Below are 18371 nucleotides of genomic sequence, written 5' to 3' on the forward strand. Positions count from 1 at the left end.
CAGTAGTGGTTGATCGCTTCGCTTCATGACTATAGATCATGGAACGATGCCCACTTTGTTCTATAGAGTGAATCGGATTGGACATCTTTGCCTTTTGTCCCCAATCCGCAATCTGGCGGAATTAGACATTTAACCTTCGTATTTACTCTCTAACATATAAAGATGCGCTTTTGAACGCATGCCTGGATTGGTTCCGCTATGCCACCCAGCGCCTAAAGCCAGATGTTATGTAGAGGAGGAAACACGACATGGGTAACAGGCGTGGCTGCCGCCGCATACAGACCTATGCCAAGGACGCACATCAGGCAGCCCTGGAATTTCATGCGGGTGTAATGCAGGATGATAGCGAGCTTGTACTCTTTTTTTGCTCAAGCCGATATGACTTGGTTGTGCTGGCAGATGAACTGAATCAATTGTTCGGCTCAATACCTGTAGTCGGTTGTACTACCGCGGGTGAAATTGGTCCAAAAGGGTATCTCGACCATAGCCTGACCGGATTGAGCTTCCCCAAAGGCAGCTATGTGGCGGAAACCGGGCTACTAAGAAATCTAGATGACTTCAATTTGCCGGAAGGGCATTCATTCAGCCATCAGTTGGTAGAGCAACTTGAGAACCGTCAACCTGTCTTGCCGAATCGCTTCGGATTTCTATTGATTGATGGTTTGTCGATGCGGGAAGAAGTCGTTGCCTGTTCGATACAGAATGCACTAGGGCAAATTCCCTTGATTGGCGGTTCAGCGGGTGATGACTTGAAATTTGAACACACGCACTTGTTTTACAAGGGAGTATTCCATAGTAATTGCGCGCTTCTATTACTTATTGCCACATTGCATCCAATCCAGCCATTCAAAACTCAGCATTTCACTGCTACCAGTAATCGTTTTGTGGTTACGGCGGCAGACCCACCTAATCGCTTGATTTACGAAATCAATGGACGACCCGCTGCCGTGGAATATGCAAAGTTCATTGATGTTCCCGTAGATAAACTAAGTGCAGAGTACTTTGCCGCATCCCCTTTGGTATTACTGATTGATGGTGAGGAATATGTACGGTCAATCCAGAAAGCCAACCCCGATAACTCACTCACCTTTTTCTGTGCAATTGATGAAGGTTTGGTATTACGTTTGGCAAAAGGCGGGGACTTGACGCAAAACCTTATACAGACTTTCGAGCAAATAAAAGATGAAATAGGCAGTCTGCAATTGGTCCTTGGTTGTGATTGTATTTTACGCAATCTGGAATTATCACAAAGCCCAGCCAAAACTACGGCAGGCGACATGTTCAAAGAATACAACATGGTCGGTTTCAGTACTTATGGTGAGCAGTACCGTGGTGTTCACGTCAACCAGACTTTGACTGGTGTGGCAATCGGCTATGCCCATGAGGTTAAGAATGCGTGAAGTTAACGCCAGTACCTCTGTCAGTCCGGATTCTGCTGCGCAGGATGAAATCCTACGCTTGAATAAGATCATTAATGCGCTGACTAATCGTGTTGAACGAAGCATGAGTAACGATGGTTCTGAATTCAGCGTATTTCAAATGGCAGTCATGTTGGACAATGAGGTGCAAAAACGAACGCGTGAGCTTGAAATTTCGCTAAGGGAAAATGAACGCATTAACCGGGCACTTAATGATTCAAAGAGCCAGATGGTTGAGGAAATTCGAGAACGCCGACAAGTACAGGAAATGCTAGAAAAGCAACATGCCGAACAACAAATATTGATTCGGCAATTGGAAGAGGCGCAAAGTCAATTATTGCACTCGGAGAAACTTGCCTCCATAGGCCAGCTGGCTGCGGGTGTGGCACATGAAATCAACAACCCCATTGGTTTTATCAATTCAAATCTTGGCACCCTTCGTATTTATGTTGATAACCTGATGAAATTAATTACGGCTTACGAGAAAGCTGCCTCCTTAACTGAAATTAGTCAGGAAATGCAACATCGAATAACGGCACTACGCAAGGACACTGACTTCGAGTACGTGAAAGAAGATATAGGTACTTTAATCACTGAATCGATTGACGGCACGGCACGTGTTCGCCGGATTGTGCAAGATTTAAGAGACTTTTCACGTGCTGGTGAATCCGAATGGGAGACCGTAGATATCCATATCGGATTGGACAGTGCATTGAATGTAGTTTGGAATGAAATTAAATATAAAGCTGAGGTAGAAAAAAATTATGGCGTATTGCCATTAGTTGCCTGCCGATCTTCGCAGCTTAACCAGGTTTTTATGAACTTGCTATTGAACGCTGCACAAGCCATTCCAGACCACGGAAAAATCGTACTTAACACTGGATGTACCAACAACATGGTCTGGATTTCAATTGGCGATAATGGCTGTGGTATTGATTCAGATCTCATGCCCCGTATTTTCGACCCCTTCTTCACAACCAAGCCAATCGGCTCGGGGAAAGGATTGGGTCTGTCGGTTTCTTACGGCATCGTCAGCGAAATGGGGGGGCGCATAGAGGTCGAGAGCAGGCCAAATCATGGCTCAACCTTCACTGTTTGGATACCTGTTGCACATGGCCAATGAAATGGCACTTCACAAAATAGTTGAATCAAACGACACGATTAACACTACTAGGGATTCACATTTGTTCGATGAGCGAAATACCCAGATCACTGTTGCTGGTTGACGATGAAGCGGGAGTACTGTCGTCATTAAGCCGCCTGTTCCGTACGGATGGGTATGAAATCCTGCGCGCCTGCAGTGGGCAGGAGGGCCTGGACATACTGTCCAAGCAAGCGGTGTCGGTGGTGATTTCAGATCAACGTATGCCCGGTATGACAGGCGTGGAGTTCCTGCGCAAAGTGCGCGAGAACTACCCTAAAACGGTGCGTATTGTGCTATCCGGCTATACCGACCTGAAGTCCGTTACAGATGCCATCAATGAAGGGGCGATCTACAAATTTCTTACCAAACCTTGGGACGATACTGAGCTGCGAGCACTGGTAGCCGAGGCATTCACGTTCTTCGAAACAGTCGCTTACAACGAACAGCAAACTGCAGATCTGATCAGAAGTGCGCAGCTGGCGTCACAACACCTGGAGGAGGTTGTCTCTCATGCCAAGTCGACCGAGAAGCTGACCATGGCCATTCTGATGATGAGCCAGGAAGTGGTGGAGTTGCTGCCTTTACCCTTGCTCGGCGTGAGTCCAGACGGTGATATCGTTTTGGCCAATATGGCATCAGTTAACGGGTTTGGGCCAAAGGCTGCACTTGGCAATGCAGCACGCGATTGCTTACCGTCCGACGTTCTGGCTGCGCTGACAGATGAGATGTCCTCCGGACAAAGTCGCTATCTCCATACACAAGGACCAGAAGGCATTCTGCGGACGTACTACGTTGCCAAACTGGGACGTTGGTCACCGGCTGGTGGCTATCTGGTCATTGCCGAGGAGGCCGGGAAATGGAATCCCATCGGATAGAAGTCTTTCTGAATGAAGCCTCACAGCTACCCAGCAGCAAGAACATTGTCTGGGAGTTGATACGCCTGCTTAATCGCAAGGATGTAACCCCAGTACAGATTCTGGACATTCTGCACCGGGACCAAGGTGTCATCACTCGCTTGCTCCGGCTGGCCAACTCCCCATTCTTCGGTGTATCGCGGCAAGTAGGGTCCGTGCAGGATGCGATAGTGGTATTGGGCTTGATGAATGTGCGCCGCATTGCTATTGCCGCATCGTTATTGGATGGTAGCCAGGAGAACCTATACGGCTATTGGCGGCATTCCCTCAGAATTGCCAGCTTAAGTGAAGTGGTGGCGAGAAAAGCCGGTGTGTCGGCAGAGGCTTGTTTTCTCTGCGGCTTATTGCGCCATATCGGTTTATTGATCTTCCTGGCGCACGACCCGTCTTATAACGACAGATTGGTTCAAGCCCGGGCGGAATACGAAGCGCTGATATTGGTGGAACGAGAGAAATATGGTTTCGACCATATTCGGCTAGCTACTGTACTGGTGGATCGCTGGCACTTCCCCAGCCAGATCATCGAGGCCATTTCACTCAATTACTCAACACCACCCCAGCGCGTTTCCCTCGTATCGTTGACCAATCATATGGCAGACCTATGGGTAGAACAGGCAATTGCCAGGGATAAAGAAGCCGCCGACTTTGTTTTTCCAGACTGGCTATTCACTTCCCTGGCGTTGGATTTGGCAATACAGCCGATGTTGATCACAGAACTGCATACGGCAGATGAAGCAATCAGCCACTTACTGGCACTGAATTGAGTACAGTTTACGAAGCATCCATAGGCATTCCATACCCAATTTCTGACGCACGTAGGTTCTAATCCTCGTCCAGCAATATCTCCCCATTCGGTCCCCAATGCACTTTGGTTATACCCGGTGATTCCGCTTCAAGCTTGGCCAGCAATGCCTCGTGCTTGTTGATCAGCTCGCGTTCCTTGCGCACGGTATCAGCCAATTGCCGGTTTTCAATCAACAATCGACGAGTAGCAAAGCCTTGCAACAAGGTATATCGGAGCTCGTCCTCATGCCATGGCTTGGCCAGAAACCGAAATATCTGGGCTTCGTTGATTGCGGCAATCATGCCTTCGATGTCAGAGAAGCCAGACAGAATGATGCGCACTGCATCAGGTTGTTTAGTCTTGAAAAACAGCAGGAACTCGACGCCATTCATCTGTGGCATCCGGTAGTCGGAAATCACCGCTGCGTACGATTTGGTTTCCGCAGCCTTCAGTGCCTCCATCGGATCATCAAAACTGTCGATATCCAGCTGGATGAGCTGCCCTTGTTCATCTTCCAGACGGTTCAGGGTACGGCGCAGAGATTTGAGAATATTGGGTTCATCGTCTACGAGAAGCAGTGAATACATGGTGCTTTCTCCTACCAAGCAAGGGCCGTCGGTACGACCTCAGGCTGCCGGTTCTTCTTGTTATCTGTAGATGAACAAGGGCAAGGGTTGGCGGGCGCTGCGCTCGAACTGAAATATCTGCCCGATCAATCGCTCATCCAGCGCATGGTCTTTGGCCAGTAACAACATGCCATTCGCTGTATGCAGATCACGCGCCAATATCATGCCTGGCTTGAGCTCGGCACTGCGGACCGCAGCCTCTGTTGATACAGGCTCTGCCTCACCGCCAACGAGCAACTTGAACGCCTCGACAGCATTGGGGTCATAACGCTTGCCCGACTGAGAGATGATGACTTTGACCGCGTCCGAACGGTTCAAGGGATGTTCTTCAAGCGTACCGTTCTGCAGCGAGTCGAAGTCGTTCGCCACCGCGAGGATGCGTGCGCCGATAGGGATCCGATCGAGCGCCAAACCATCCGGATACCCCTTGCCATCGTACCGTTCGTGATGGTGGCGTATCATCAGCGAAGCTTTGGTCAGCTGTTCAAGCGCCATCAAAGCAGCCTGACCATTGACTGTGTGTTTCTCGAATTCAGCCCGGTCGGTCGAATTAAGCAGCACATAGGGCGTCTGGATCAGCTTGTCAGGCAAACCCAGCTTGCCGATATCGTGCAGCAGACCCGCCACCATAACTTCCTGTGCATCGTTATCGCTTAACCCCATCTCCTGAGCCATTTTCTTGGCGAGGTCCGCCACACGGCGAGAATGGCCGGCTATGGTGCCGCCACGTTGTTCGATCAGCGCGGTGAATACCTTGATGGAAGTCAAAAAGCTTTTCTTGAGGCTCTCGTGGGCTGTACTCAATAGCCCCATGGTGCGTTGTACTTCTGCAGTACGTTCGCGCACTTTTTCTTCGAGATTGCTGTTCAGGCTCTGCAATTCGGCATTCTGTTGCCGCACCAGTTTTTCCAGACGCTCTTTCTCATCACGCAGGGATTTAACCGCTAGTGCATCCCTCACCACACCTGTAAATTCCTCGTCATTCCAAGGTTTGAGCAGGTAACGGTAGATTTCGCCGCTATTGATGGCGCGTATGGTGTCGGAGAGGTCGGCGTGGCCGGTAAGGATGATGCGGACCGTATTAGGCCACTGACCTTTGACCTGCGTAAGCAGTTCTGCACCGCTTTGCTCGGGCATGCGCATGTCCGAGACTACGAGATCAATCGGTCCCTGCTCAAACAGCCCCAGCGCCTCCCTGGCGCTATTGGCTGTAAGAACGTTGTAGTTGCTACTACGGAACAACCGACGCAGGGACGACAGTATATTGGCCTCGTCATCGACAAACAGAATGACTGGTCTCGCGTCTGGGGCCTCTTGTTCTCTCTCAGATGGCGGCGTCGCTTCCATGTCAGATTGCTTCCGGGTACATATGCATGATGAGGTTTGCGCAGATATTAAAGATATGTCCTGCACCGGTAATTGCAAACCTTATGCAGGCTCAGCCACACTGACGATTAAGTAAATTAGCGGGTGGTTATTTTATATTCTGGGGAGACGTTATTCGTACCGGTATTTACCAGCTAACCATTTGGCTAAGGAGAGATAGAGGTTCAACTGTGCTGGTCTACAGTAATACATAGAGGCGAAGTCGACAGGTGTGGGTATTTTTCATTGTCTTTAATAAGTCTTTCTTATCGGGATATATGCACAAAGTAACGTCTTTAATGTGCCCAAATGCATTTAGACTTTTGTACTTTGTTTCTGCCTGATAAGCATTACCGATTACAGGACGTAGACAAATACCAAACGGTACAGCTCATGTAGCCAATGGACACCAGCCCAGGATCGGGGGAGGAAGATGAGTGACATAGAGAAATTACATGTGCTGCTGGTGGAGGATTCAAGAACCTATGCGATGCCCGTCAAAACATTTATCGAGGAAAAAGGGCACCGTGTAACGCTGGCTCGCTGTGGTGAGGAGGCAGTAGCGCATTTTCAGAAAGAATTGCCGGATATCATCCTGATGGATGTGATCATGCCTGGCATAGGTGGTATTGAAGCTACCCGGCAGATAAGGCGGATCAAGACAGACCGCTGGGTATCGATCATCATGATGACCTCGCTGGGCGGCAATGAGTCACTGATCGAAGGCCTGGAAGCGGGTGCTGATGAATACCTGATCAAACCGGTCCGTTTCGATGTACTGGAAGCACGTATTCGCGCATCGCAACGGGTTGCCAAGGTCCAGCGCTCTTTGCACGATGTCCGACAGCAATTGGTGCAAACAGAGAAGATGGCCTCCATTGGGCAACTGGCTGCAGGTATTGCGCATGAAATCAATAACCCGATCGGATTCGTATTCTCAAATATTGGCTCTTTGGAACGATACATGGCATCGGTATTCCAGATACTGGACGCGCATGAAAAAGTAGCCGAGACCCTGGCCAATCCTGAACAACGCGCACAATTAGCCAGTTTGCGCAAAGAACTCGATATTGATTTCCTTAAGGAAGATATTCCTGCATTGATTGCAGAATCAAAAGACGGCATATCCCGCGTCAAAAATATCGTGCAGGACCTTAAAGATTTTTCCCATGTGGACGATCGCCTGGACTTCCAATTGGCTGATTTACATAAAGGGATTGATTCGACGCTCAATATTGTCAGCAATGAAATAAAGTACAAAGCCGAGATTGTTAAAGAATACGGCGATATCCCCGAAGTCGAATGCGTTGCCGCCCACCTTAACCAGGTTTTCATGAATCTGGCGATCAATGCGGCACATGCCATGGGAGAGGGAAGGGGCAAGATCACAATCCGCACTGGGTGTTCCAAAGAGCGGGTTTGGATAACTTTTACCGATACGGGCTGCGGTATACCGAACGAAATACGTTCAAAAGTGTTCGATCCTTTCTTCACCACTAAGCCCATAGGGAAGGGTACTGGCCTGGGGCTATCGCTATCGTATGGGATCATCCAGAAGCACCACGGCACCATCGAAATAGAAAGCGAAGTGGGCAAAGGCACCACCTTTCTGATTTCGCTCCCCATTCGGCAAGCCGGTACCGATGCCACCCATTCCAAATGGTAGCGGCTTGTCTACCTTGGCTATTGCGACGGTGGAAGTCGTGTTGTGAGTACAGACATGGCGATGCCACCTACCGCCTTTGTCGACTGCGTACCACCAGCCATGCGCGAGATGCATGCCGTGGTATATGCATTGCTGACGCCAGATGGACGCTGCATCGACGCCAATAATGGATTTTATTATCTGCTTGGCAAGTTACCCGGTGAAGAGGCGGTGGATATTGGCCCCTATCTCATGCATCCCGCCTTTGGCGAGCTAGCGGCAAAACCGGATGTAGAAGGGGCTGTATTGTTTTCAGGGTTGTTCAACTTCGTGGATAGTCAGAATCATGGCCATAGCATCTCTGGCCACGCCTATCGACGGCAAGGCAATATCGAACTGATAGGCGAACACGACATACGCGAAAACGAACGGTTGTTCGACTGTATCTGCACCTTGAATGAAGACCTTGCTGCAAAACAGCGTGAGCTATCCAGCACCCAACGTTCACAAGCCTTGTTATTGGAAAAACTGAAGCTCATGCAAAGCCAGCTGTTACAGAATGAAAAAATGGCAGCGATCGGCCAATTGGCAGCGGGTATTGCACATGAAATCAACAACCCGGTTGGTTTTATCAGTTCCAACCTGCACTCGCTTGGTAAATACATCCGAGAACTGCTGAAGCTACTGGATGCCTATGGCACGGCAGAACCATTGATTGCGCGAGATACTCAGCTGCTCGCCAGTATCCGGCAGCTGTATCAGGCTTGTGACGTCGACTTTCTTCGCGAGGATATACAGCAGCTGGTCAAGGAATCACGCGACGGGCTGGATCGTATCGAAACCATCGTCAATAACCTGAAGCGTTTTTCCCACATCGATAATGCAGGTTTTCAAATGGCGGATATACAGGTGGGGCTCGATGAAACGCTCAGCTTGTTGGGCGCCACCTTGCGGCAGAAAGCCGAGATCAAGCTCGAATACCAAGCCCCACCTTTGCTGATGTGCAATCTGCCCGAGCTTAAGCAGGTGTTCTACAACTTGTTGATCAATGCTGCACAGGCGATTGAGACACACGGCATCATCACTGTACGTACTGGCTCGGATGGCACATGGGCATGGGTGGAGGTGGAAGACAATGGCAGCGGCATGTCAAACATGGTGCTTAAACGAATCTTTGAGCCATTTTTCACGACCAGACCATTAGGTACTGGAGCAGGGCTGGGTTTGGCGTTCTCCTGGGGAATCGTTCGGCAACACCAGGGCAAGATCGATGTCGATAGCCAGGAAGGACGTGGTTCACGGTTCCGGGTCCTGCTACCGCTGGAGGGGCCGGATTGAGGTGCGTATCATTCCTATTGTTCTCGAATAACCGCTGCCTGAATGCCAATTCCTAAGCACGAAACAAATAAGCTGGATCAATACCTGGCCGCTGCAACACGGGAGAATACGCGACGCAGCTATGCCTCGGCAGTGCGGCACTTCGAAGTGGAGTGGGGTGGATTTCTGCCGGCTACAGCCGACGCGATGGCGCGTTATCTGGTAGATCATGCCGGTAAGCTGTCAATCAATACGCTTCGGCAACGTTTGGCAGCCCTTGCCCAATGGCACATCGAACAAGGCTTCCCCGACCCGACGAAGGCTCCGATCGTTCGTAAAGCGCTCAAGGGTATCCAGGTACTGCATCCTGCTCAGGAAAAACAGGCAACGCCGCTCCAGATCAACCAACTCCGCCAAGTCGTTCAATGGCTGGACAGCGCAATATGCCTGGCCAAATCATCGACAGACCTGTCAGCTGAATTGAAACACACACGTGACAAGGCGTTATTGCTGATCGGCTTTTGGCGAGGGTTTCGTGGCGATGAACTCCATCGCCTGCGGGTGGAGTTCATCCAGCTGCTGCCAGGGCAGGGGATGCAATGCTTTCTACCTCAGAGCAAAGGTGACCGGCAATTAAGGGGCCGTAGCTATCGTGTACCAGCGCTGGCACAGCTTTGTCCGGTTACAGCTTATGGCGACTGGATTGCGCTATCTGGCCTTACCAGCGGCCCGGTATTTCGCGGCATCAGCCGCTGGGGACGGGTAAGCGACAACGCCTTGCACCTGAACAGCCTGATACCGTTATTGCGCCGGCTATTCAAACAGGCTGGGCTAGCGATGCCCGATGACTTCAGCAGCCACTCCTTACGCCGTGGCTTTGCCAGCTGGGCAACAGCAAGTGGTTGGGATATCAAAACCTTGATGGAATACATCGGCTGGCGGGATATCAAGTCCGCGATGCGTTATATCGATGCAGCAGACCCCTTTGCCGGGATGAAGCTGATAGAGCCAGCTCCAGAAAGAGAACTGGCGCCAACGGCTATCGTGCGCAAATAAGTTCTGGCGCAAGCCGAAAAGCGTTAACCGTTTACTGGTGAATAGATCGTTATTGCCAACACAAGCCCTGTGTTGATCATGCGATTGAGCAAATCCGGACGAATGTACCGCGTATAGTGGCGGGTCTCAGTCCCAGCTTCGAAGCCCAGATCCAATGTGCGGCTTTCCAACGCACGCCACTGTTCCTGCAAAGCGGCAGGTAATGCTTCAATACAATCCAGAATGCCGCTGAGAATAGCGTCAAACCTGTCGTTACCGCTTTCATATTCCAATTCAAAGGTAGCCTGCCACAAACAATCTTCCATCTGGTCGACATGCAGCGTCATTAATCCCCGTTGCTCCAATTCCCTGGCAAAACCGAGTAAATCCTGTTTGCTACGAATAATCAGGTCGGCATTAAGAAAAGAAGTTTCTGCCAGGAATGGCATGTCTTTGTAATTGGTTTCCATTTCGTCCTATCTGGTTCTTTTTAAATATGCCAATACGTTTGAATTTATTGTTGGTGGGTGGCTATTGTAGCAGCCGTACTGTAATAGCATGAAAAAGTGCCTAATTCATACAGGGGCAGATACTACTTGTAGAGCCTGTATTTGTAATTCAATACAAACAACCCTACAAGGAGAAAAAGGGACTTTAAAGCGGAACCCGGACCCTGATCTGATCAGCAGAATCCGACCATGTCTCGCGAGAGGTGAATATCCGACGAAGCGAAGTTTACATAAGGTAAGTGAGCAGGCCGAGAATGTTCTCAACGCAGGCGCAGCGAGCTTTGAGGTGGGTGCAACACCTGTCATCATTCTGCTATGCAAGCAAGCACCCCTTGCGGCAAATCAAATAAATACTAGTCCACGACAAAACGACCGATTTGTTCATTCAGTCCAAGCGACAGCGTATTCAATCGTTTGGCTAGGTAATTGGCAGATGAGACCGAAGCATGGTTTTCTTCACTCATCCGGGCAATCCGCTCGACATTCTGCGCAATCTGCGTTGCAGCAGATTGTTGTTCCCTGATGGCATCGGCAATCTCGGTCAAGGTATTTACCGTACTGGTAGATCCTTGACGTATCTTCGCCATCGCTTCGGCGAGTTCTCGGGCACAGGCCACGCCGGTATCGATTCTGCCGCTCGCATCCATCATGCGCTGGCTTGCGCTGTCGGTATCTCGCTGTACGGTATCGATCTTGCCAGAGATATCAATCGTCGCCGTCGTGGTGCGCTCGGCCAGTTTGCGCACTTCGTCTGCCACCACGGCAAAGCCACGCCCTTGCTCACCAGCACGGGCCGCCTCAATGGCGGCATTCAGTGCGAGTAGATTGGTCTGGTCGGCAATATCCTTGATCACGCGAACAATGCCACCAATTTCGTCTGAACGTGCGTTAAGCGCTTCGATGGCAGTCGTGGCAGCACTGAGTGCATCGGCAATATGGGCGATTTCTTCTGCGGTACGTCCGGCAAGCTGCTGGCCTTCTCCGGCCTGGTCTGCCGCACGGTTGGCATCGGTTTTGACACTGTTCGTACTTTCCGACACTACCGAGATGCTGGATGTCAGCTGTTCGATTGCTGCAGCCACTGCAGCAGATGCGGTTGCCTGCTGGCTGGATGCATCTGCCACCTTTTCAGAAATAGAGTTCATCTCATTGGCAGAAGTTGCCACCTCTTTGGCGCCCATACGGGTTTCGATTACCAAACTGCGCAGGCCATCCAATACCCGGCGGAATGCATTCACCGTCCGGCCGACTTCATTATCCCCAGAGCTGGGCAACATCACCGTCAAGTCATTACGGTCTGCGATTCGTCTGGCCGCATCTTGCGCGTCATTCAAGGGTTGGCGAATAGAATGGGCAACAGCAGCGGCAATCACAACGCCGATCAGAATGGCCAAACCCGACTGAATCCACAGCCATTTCTCCGTAGTAGCCTTACTGGCGGAAAGTTCTTCGGTGACATGGCCAGCCCGCTCTTCCGACGCCTTGACTATCTGAGTCAGCGCCTCTTCCATCGCATGCACTACGGGCTTGTATTCGCCCATTGCCTTGTTGGCGTCTTTGGTTGTGGTAATGGCTTGGCCCAGTTGGCCGCTTACTTTGGTGAAACCCTCAGCATACTTATCCAGCTGACTGGTCACTGTGGTTAAACGGGAACGGGTTTCAGGAGATGCATTCGTGTCGTTCGCAAGGCTCTCGAACTGCTTGAGGCTGGCCTTTGCCTTTTGCAGCGAATCTTCCCACTTACCCCGGTATTCCTTGATCTTGTCGGCCGAGTCCACATTGATAAAGCAGTCCTTTTCGAACCGACGCAAGTTGCCCATGTGGTAGCGCGTATTTCCTGCAGCGGCATTGATCGCAATGTCGCCACTCACAAGCTCCTTGATCTTTGTGTATTGGCCTTGAACCCCCATCGCACCCGTAACCGCCACAGTTACCATCAACACCAGCAGTAGTGCGAAGCCGATGCTGATACGCAAAGCGAAACTAAGGTTCTTCATCATGCATCTCCGTGTCGCCCAGGGTATTGGCCATTCTTTTGCACCAAGGTGAAGAAACCTTTGCACAGAGCGGAGGGTGAGTAGGTGCTGCTATCCGCCGGGCTATACGGACAGCACATAAACCACCTGATTTATAGACGGTATTACGTCTGCTTGTTGATCTGAACGTCACCAAGATTTGCTAAAATCGTCGCCCTTTGAAAGAACCAGGATTTCATCTTGCGCATCTCTCTCGCCCCTATGGAAGGCTTGGTCGATGGCCCCTTACGTGCAGCCCTCACGCAAATCGGCGGTGTGAACTGGTGCGTCACTGAGTTTGTGCGTGTCACTTCCACTTTGCTGCCACCGCGGTATTTCAAGCGTGTTGCACCTGAGTGGGCGAATAACTGGCGCACGCCAGCGGGAGTATTGCTCAAACTGCAGCTGCTTGGGTCCGACCCGACTTGCCTCGCGGACAATGCCGCCCGGGCTGCCAACCTTGGTGCCCCAGGCATAGATTTGAATTTCGGCTGTCCGGCCAAGACGGTGAACCGCCATCGGGGCGGCGCTGTGTTGCTGCAGGAGCCAGAACTGCTTTACGACATTGTGCGTGAAGTACGCCGCACTGTGCCCGCCACCATTCCGGTAACTGCCAAAATGCGATTGGGGTATGAGAATACTGATCTGGCCCTGGATTGTGCACGCGCCCTTGCTGATGGTGGTGCCGCAGAGCTGGTAGTGCACGCCCGTACCAAGTTGGATGGTTACAAACCGCCCGCGCATTGGCATTGGATCGCCCGTATCAAGGAAGCTGTCCAAGTACCGGTTGTTGCCAACGGTGAAATCTGGACGGTGGAAGACTTCATGCAATGCCGCAAGGAATCTGGCTGTGAGGATTTCATGCTTGGCCGTGGCCTCGTCGCGCGACCCGATCTGGCGCGGCAGATACGCGCCGCAGTTGCTGGTGAGCCGGCCGATACTGTGGAGTGGACCAATATGCTGCCCGTTATTGCGGCGTTCCATCAAGGCTTGATCGGGCAGGGCGCGCCAACCTACGCACCGGGACGACTCAAGCAATGGCTGGGGTATCTGCGTCGGAGTTACCCGGAAGCAACCGCCTTGTTTCGTGAAATCCGTACGCAGCACCAATTGAACGCCTTACCAGCTTGAAATCCATGCGTTTGTCTTTGTCCCCATCCACATGGCGCCATACTAGGGATGAGTGGCTTCCGTATGGGCGAACTCCAGCCGAAAGTGCTGCATGACAGACAATATCTGCCTCAGCTGTGGAGCCTGTTGTGCAGCTTTCCGGGTTAGCTTCGACCGCTCGGAACTCGATACAGAAGACGGCCTCGTGCCATCCAGCCTCGCCGATGCCGAAAACGACTTTACCTGTCGGCTGCGCGGTACTGACTATGCTCAACCGCGCTGCCTTGCACTGGTGGGCAAAATAGGTGAGCGGGTCAGTTGCGGCATCTATACCGAGCGCCCAGGTCCCTGCCGTGAATTCGCGCCGCTGGCTGAGCATGGCATCTTCCCCTCGGCCTGCAACAAGGCCCGGGCAAGACACCGCTTGCCAGCATTGCCCGTATCTGAATGATATAGAACCCTGCTGCGCAGCCGTGATCAGGGCTTATATGCTGCTTGCGACAGATCGTAAACAGCTTCTTAACAGTACCCCTTTCAAGGCAAACAAAAGCGATGAGTGAGACTCAGGAAATTACCCCCTATGAACAGATCGGTGGCGAGCTTGCTGTACGCAAACTGGTAAACCGCTTTTACGAGATCATGGATACCGACCCAGTCGCAGCAGGTGTCCGGGCGATTCACCAGCCGGACCTGACCCTGGCTGCAGAGAAGTTGTTTCTGTTCCTCTCAGGCTGGCTTGGTGGCCCCCCGTTGTTTGTGGAGAAATATGGCCATCCCATGCTTCGGGCACGCCATCTACCGTTTCGTATTGACGAGCGAATGCGCGATGAATGGTTGTACTGCATGTACAAGGCCATGGATGAGCAGCTTGCTGAGCAATCAGATCTGAAAGCGCATCTGGAACAAGCATTTATGCGTACGGCGGATTTTATGCGTAATGCCGGCTGAAATGCGGTCGGCACCTCAGAACCTGTTTGCGATTTGTTGCGAGCAGCTGTCCGCAGGGTGCACTGCAGAAATTGGAATGTACTGTTGCACATGGGGCTGCGAACTTCTTGGTGAGAAAACACCGTGTCCCCCTTGTGGGGCATTTGAGCAGCACATGAACCCTGATCACTGCTGCGCAGTAGGATCGTGAACAGGCTCTCAGCAATCGGTACTCGCCGATTCGTAAACACACACTGTTCTATAGTGGGGGATCAATACGAGCCGGGAGTGTGTGATCGTGCTTGTTCGCCTGCTATTAGCCAGCCTGCTGTTCATGTGCCTGCCTGTAGTTGCTGCTCCCTGGCTGGTGGCCAGCGATGAAGCCTTTCCGCCTTACGCCTATATCGATCCCGCCAGCAAACAACCTGCTGGGATGGATACTGAAATTGTCCGTGCCATTCTCGATGGCATGGGCCAACCCTATGAAATCAAGCTTTACCCCTGGGAACGGGTGAAGAAGATGCTCGAATTCAAACAGGTAGATATGGCCTATCAATTCGCCGGTACACCTGAACGGGCTGCCCAATACCACTTGGTTGGGCCTATCCGCTATGGCATCACCATTCTGATGGCACGACGGGACAGCACTATCAATTTCCAGTCGCTGGAAGATCTGACGCCCTACACCATAGGAACGGTATTTGGTTATGCCTATACAGAGGCGTTCGATAAAGCGTCGCTGAAAAAGGATGCCGGCGCGACCAACCCACAGCAGTTGATGCAGAAGCTGATCGCCCGCCGTGTGGATATCATCATTGGCGACAAGGCGCAGTTGCTCTATCTGGCACGGGAGCTTGGGGTAGAAACGGAAGTACGTCCTATCGGCAAACCATTGGCAGAAGTGCCACGCTTCGTCGGTTTTCCCAAAGATGAATCCACAAAAGCCGCGATGTTCGCCGAAGGCCTTGAGAAAGCGCGTCACGATGGCGCGTTGGAAAAGGTACTGAATAAGTGGCAGTAGAGCGGGCCCTGATCGAGGGTTGCACAGTAAATAGCTAGTAGCTAGTTAAGAACACACCCAGGTGTAAGCGAGTCTGTACGGCTCAGCTACGCTATAGCCTACCTGAAAAATCCGAAAATATATTAGGAACTATTAATATACTAGCATAGTCATTCAGATTGCTGCTGTTAATAACGTGAGGCGATCATGTTGAATGTGCTTAAACGAATAGGACAACACCTCTTTATAAGTTTAATGTTTGTTTTACAGCTCGCATGCGGCGGCAGCGATGGTGGCAATTGGGCTGGTGACTCTCCATTGCGTTTCTCCGCTGATTTTGAGTCGGGCAGTCTGCCCCATATAAGAAGACTGGATAGCACCGGACTAGCGTGGGAATTAGGCTTACGTGATGACAACAATAATGTGAGTTTGCCAAATAGCTTTCGTACCTGGTGGTATGTACGGATGGACAACGTACCAACCCAACAAAGTCTGCGTCTTGAAATTACCCGCCTTGGATTTAATTATTATTTTCTCCCCATTTATTCTTATGATGGAAAAAAATGGCAATACTTTGATGAGCGGGAGGTGACGCTCCAGCCAAACTGCAATGTCGCCATACCAGAATCCTGCCGCCTTATTGTAAATAAGAAGTTCAAGTTCAACACCGTTTGGATAGCAAGAACCTATCCCTACACAACCCAAGACTTGGCGACCTTTCTGGCTACCACTACCGCAAGCCCATATATTCAAACCGATGTGCTGGGCTCTACCCCTTTAAAGCAGAAGCCAATCCAACTTATTACTATCGCTGATCATACCAAGCTAACCAACAAGCAAACGGTGTGGATACATGCAAGAACACACCCAGCAGAAACAGGGCCATCATTTCTATTAGAAGGACTAATTAAAGCCGCATTGGAAGAAAGCCCTCTGGGTCAGGCTTTACGGCAAAAATTCATTTTCAAAATCGTGCCTATGCATAATATTGATGGCATTATGCTAGGCAATTATCGAACCAATGCCACGAGTATTAATCTTGAGAGTCAGTGGCGCTTTGATCCGGGCCATTACTATCTGAAAGATACAGCCCCCTCGGAAAATCGATATATCAATATGGGTGGTATGATTCCGACTTTATTGAATAATTCAGAGCCCGTTGCATTGGCATTAAATCTTCATTCCTCCAACTCCAGCCCTGACACTGCAGCATTTTTCGTCCCCCACTTCGGTAGCGATAGCACTAAATACACACCACAACAGCAGAATCTTTGGAAAAGGCAATTAAGGTTCATCAAATTAGTAGCGCAAAATTACGATGGAAAAGTAGAACGCCCACCCTTAGAAGGTGGGGCGGGTTTTCTCCAAACCTATTTTCCAGAGACATGGTGGTGGACGTTTAAATCTGACGAAGTCAATGCGATTACGTTGGAAACAACCTATGGGCGTGCTGGTTTTGATCATTGGATCACGCAAGATGACTTACGTAATTTAGGTGTGGCTGTCGCAAATTCTATCAACGATATAAGTACACCACTCGCCTTACCGAAAGCGATACTAAGTGATGAAGATATGTCGATGTTCCCATTACCATTCAAACCAGAAATTTATGAGTATCAAGAGTAAATTTCTGCTCATGCTCGATGTTTAGTCTCTTCGTAGCTGGCTATAAACGCTACCAGTACGCCTGGGGACTAAACAGCTAGGCTCTATCCTTCACCGAAGGAGCAGCAAGAACCCGATCGCAGCGTGGTTTTCTTCTGGAATTCATCGGGCTTAATTCACATGAGGATTTCGAGCAGCATATAAGCCCTGATCTCAGCTGCGCAGTAAGATAATCAGGCGTAAGCGCTGATCAGGGTTGTGGGATTTCGTGCGTCGCTAGCTGTCTGATAGGTCTGCTCCACACGGTCGGAGCGCTTGGTTTGCATATCGTTCTGATCATCATCGCCTTGACCCGTCGGCTCCACGGCACCATTTGTTTCATTTGTTTCAGCAATGTCTTCTGCGTTCTCCGCCCGCTCCCCTTTGGCGATTTCCTGCTGCGCAGTCAACGCCATGTTACGAGCCTGGGCAGCAACAGCCTGGTCGGCGCCGGACGGGTCTTTCGGTGCCAGTGCTGCGCGTTCTATGGTTTTGGCTTTGTCCAAGGTCTCAGCCGGTGTACGGCCAGGGGAGACATCGATGCTTACCTCCCCGCCGATAGCGTAGTTCACACCATCCGGCCCACGCTGATAGGTATAGCTTGGCCCGGATGTCGCCAAACCGCCCGCAGCGCTCATATGGGCGAGTTCGTGTTGGCGTACCGCCCGGTCACGCGCTTGCAGCTGGCGAATCTGACTCAGCTCTTCGTCCGTCAACTCAGTCTCGTTCTTTTTCTTGCCGCTATCCGCTCTACCGGTGGTGGAGACGGTATTGCTGGAGGAAGTTTCCACGGGTTGGGGGCTGCAGAGAGAACAAGTACAACCCGGCGCATGCAATTTCATGCTGTTGTAAGCCAAGTAGGCGTTGCCGCCTGCGGAAACCCCGGAGATGCTCATGGGCGCATTCCCATCTCGCTGC

General features: G+C 51.1%; 17 protein-coding genes. 12 read left to right on the forward strand and 5 right to left on the reverse strand.

The genetic code is table 11. The features are described from left to right. Positions 1-248: 248 nt before the first annotated feature. The 4 genes from nosP (at position 249) to ACUHMQ_RS07170 (ending at position 4240) form a co-directional block, all read left to right on the forward strand. A complete protein-coding gene (gene nosP / locus ACUHMQ_RS07155) occupies positions 249-1400 on the forward strand; it encodes a nitric oxide-sensing protein NosP (RefSeq protein WP_445294766.1) in 1152 nt (383 codons plus the stop codon). Beyond that, positions 1393-2541, forward strand: a complete 1149-nt coding sequence (locus tag ACUHMQ_RS07160; RefSeq protein WP_445294767.1) for an ATP-binding protein — start codon at positions 1393-1395, stop codon at positions 2539-2541. Before nosP ends, ACUHMQ_RS07160 begins: the two co-directional genes overlap by 8 nt. 68 nt (positions 2542-2609) lie before the next feature. Further along, positions 2610-3437, forward strand: coding sequence for a response regulator (locus ACUHMQ_RS07165; protein WP_445294768.1), 828 nt, complete (start codon positions 2610-2612; stop codon positions 3435-3437). After that, positions 3419-4240, forward strand: a complete 822-nt coding sequence (locus ACUHMQ_RS07170; protein WP_445294769.1) for an HDOD domain-containing protein — start codon at positions 3419-3421, stop codon at positions 4238-4240. The genes ACUHMQ_RS07165 and ACUHMQ_RS07170 overlap by 19 nt, the downstream gene beginning before the upstream one ends. 58 nt (positions 4241-4298) lie before the next feature. On the opposite strand, the gene ACUHMQ_RS07175 is transcribed toward ACUHMQ_RS07170, so the two are convergent. Beyond that, complete coding sequence (locus tag ACUHMQ_RS07175; RefSeq protein WP_445294770.1) at positions 4299-4847, reverse strand: response regulator; 549 nt, start codon at positions 4845-4847, stop codon at positions 4299-4301. 60 nt (positions 4848-4907) lie between these two features. After that, positions 4908-6233 carry a response regulator c-di-GMP phosphodiesterase, NosR family gene (nosR, locus tag ACUHMQ_RS07180; RefSeq protein ID WP_445294771.1) on the reverse strand — a complete coding sequence of 442 codons (1326 nt, stop codon included), beginning with the start codon at positions 6231-6233 and terminating at the stop codon, positions 4908-4910. Positions 6234-6684: 451 nt separating this feature from the next. Here nosR and ACUHMQ_RS07185 point away from each other — a divergent pair, with 451 nt between their 5' ends. The 3 genes from ACUHMQ_RS07185 to ACUHMQ_RS07195 are packed head-to-tail and all read left to right on the forward strand — an operon-like array spanning position 6685 to position 10269. After that, positions 6685-7917 carry an ATP-binding protein gene (locus tag ACUHMQ_RS07185; RefSeq protein ID WP_445294772.1) on the forward strand — a complete coding sequence of 411 codons (1233 nt, stop codon included), beginning with the start codon at positions 6685-6687 and terminating at the stop codon, positions 7915-7917. A gap of 42 nt (positions 7918-7959) precedes the next feature. Continuing rightward, complete coding sequence (locus tag ACUHMQ_RS07190; RefSeq protein ID WP_445294773.1) at positions 7960-9234, forward strand: ATP-binding protein; 1275 nt, start codon at positions 7960-7962, stop codon at positions 9232-9234. A 42-nt stretch (positions 9235-9276) separates the two neighbouring features. Further along, complete coding sequence (locus tag ACUHMQ_RS07195) at positions 9277-10269, forward strand: site-specific integrase (protein WP_445294774.1); 993 nt, start codon at positions 9277-9279, stop codon at positions 10267-10269. A gap of 23 nt (positions 10270-10292) precedes the next feature. Here the strand turns inward: ACUHMQ_RS07195 and ACUHMQ_RS07200 are convergent, their stop codons facing one another. Both ACUHMQ_RS07200 and ACUHMQ_RS07205 read right to left on the reverse strand, forming a co-directional pair. Beyond that, positions 10293-10718: a hypothetical protein gene (locus ACUHMQ_RS07200; protein WP_445294775.1), complete on the reverse strand. Its 426-nt coding sequence runs from the start codon at positions 10716-10718 to the stop codon at positions 10293-10295. Positions 10719-11110: 392 nt separating this feature from the next. Continuing rightward, entirely contained in the window at positions 11111-12757 is a 1647-nt protein-coding gene (locus tag ACUHMQ_RS07205) for a methyl-accepting chemotaxis protein (RefSeq protein WP_445294776.1), read from the reverse strand. A 216-nt stretch (positions 12758-12973) separates the two neighbouring features. On the opposite strand from ACUHMQ_RS07205, the gene ACUHMQ_RS07210 reads away from it, so the two are divergent. The 5 genes from ACUHMQ_RS07210 to ACUHMQ_RS07230 all read left to right on the forward strand — a co-directional run bounded on the left by ACUHMQ_RS07210 (position 12974) and on the right by ACUHMQ_RS07230 (position 17435). Continuing rightward, a complete protein-coding gene (locus ACUHMQ_RS07210) occupies positions 12974-13903 on the forward strand; it encodes a tRNA dihydrouridine synthase (protein WP_445294777.1) in 930 nt (309 codons plus the stop codon). A gap of 91 nt (positions 13904-13994) precedes the next feature. Beyond that, complete coding sequence (locus ACUHMQ_RS07215) at positions 13995-14333, forward strand: YkgJ family cysteine cluster protein (RefSeq protein WP_445294778.1); 339 nt, start codon at positions 13995-13997, stop codon at positions 14331-14333. A gap of 101 nt (positions 14334-14434) precedes the next feature. Next, a complete protein-coding gene (locus tag ACUHMQ_RS07220) occupies positions 14435-14830 on the forward strand; it encodes a group II truncated hemoglobin (protein ID WP_445294779.1) in 396 nt (131 codons plus the stop codon). 277 nt (positions 14831-15107) lie between these two features. Then, on the forward strand, positions 15108-15830 hold the full coding sequence (locus ACUHMQ_RS07225) for a substrate-binding periplasmic protein (RefSeq protein WP_445294780.1): 723 nt from the start codon (positions 15108-15110) through the stop codon (positions 15828-15830). A 186-nt stretch (positions 15831-16016) separates the two neighbouring features. Further along, positions 16017-17435: a M14-type cytosolic carboxypeptidase gene (locus ACUHMQ_RS07230; RefSeq protein WP_445294781.1), complete on the forward strand. Its 1419-nt coding sequence runs from the start codon at positions 16017-16019 to the stop codon at positions 17433-17435. Between the two features lie 212 nt (positions 17436-17647). Here the strand turns inward: ACUHMQ_RS07230 and ACUHMQ_RS07235 are convergent, their stop codons facing one another. Beyond that, the gene (locus ACUHMQ_RS07235) at positions 17648-18349 is read right to left on the reverse strand and encodes a putative metalloprotease CJM1_0395 family protein (RefSeq protein WP_445294782.1); all 702 of its coding nucleotides are present in this window, start codon (positions 18347-18349) and stop codon (positions 17648-17650) included. Between the last annotated feature and the right edge of the window lie 22 nt (positions 18350-18371).

This window comes from Chitinimonas violaceus (assembly GCF_052601015.1).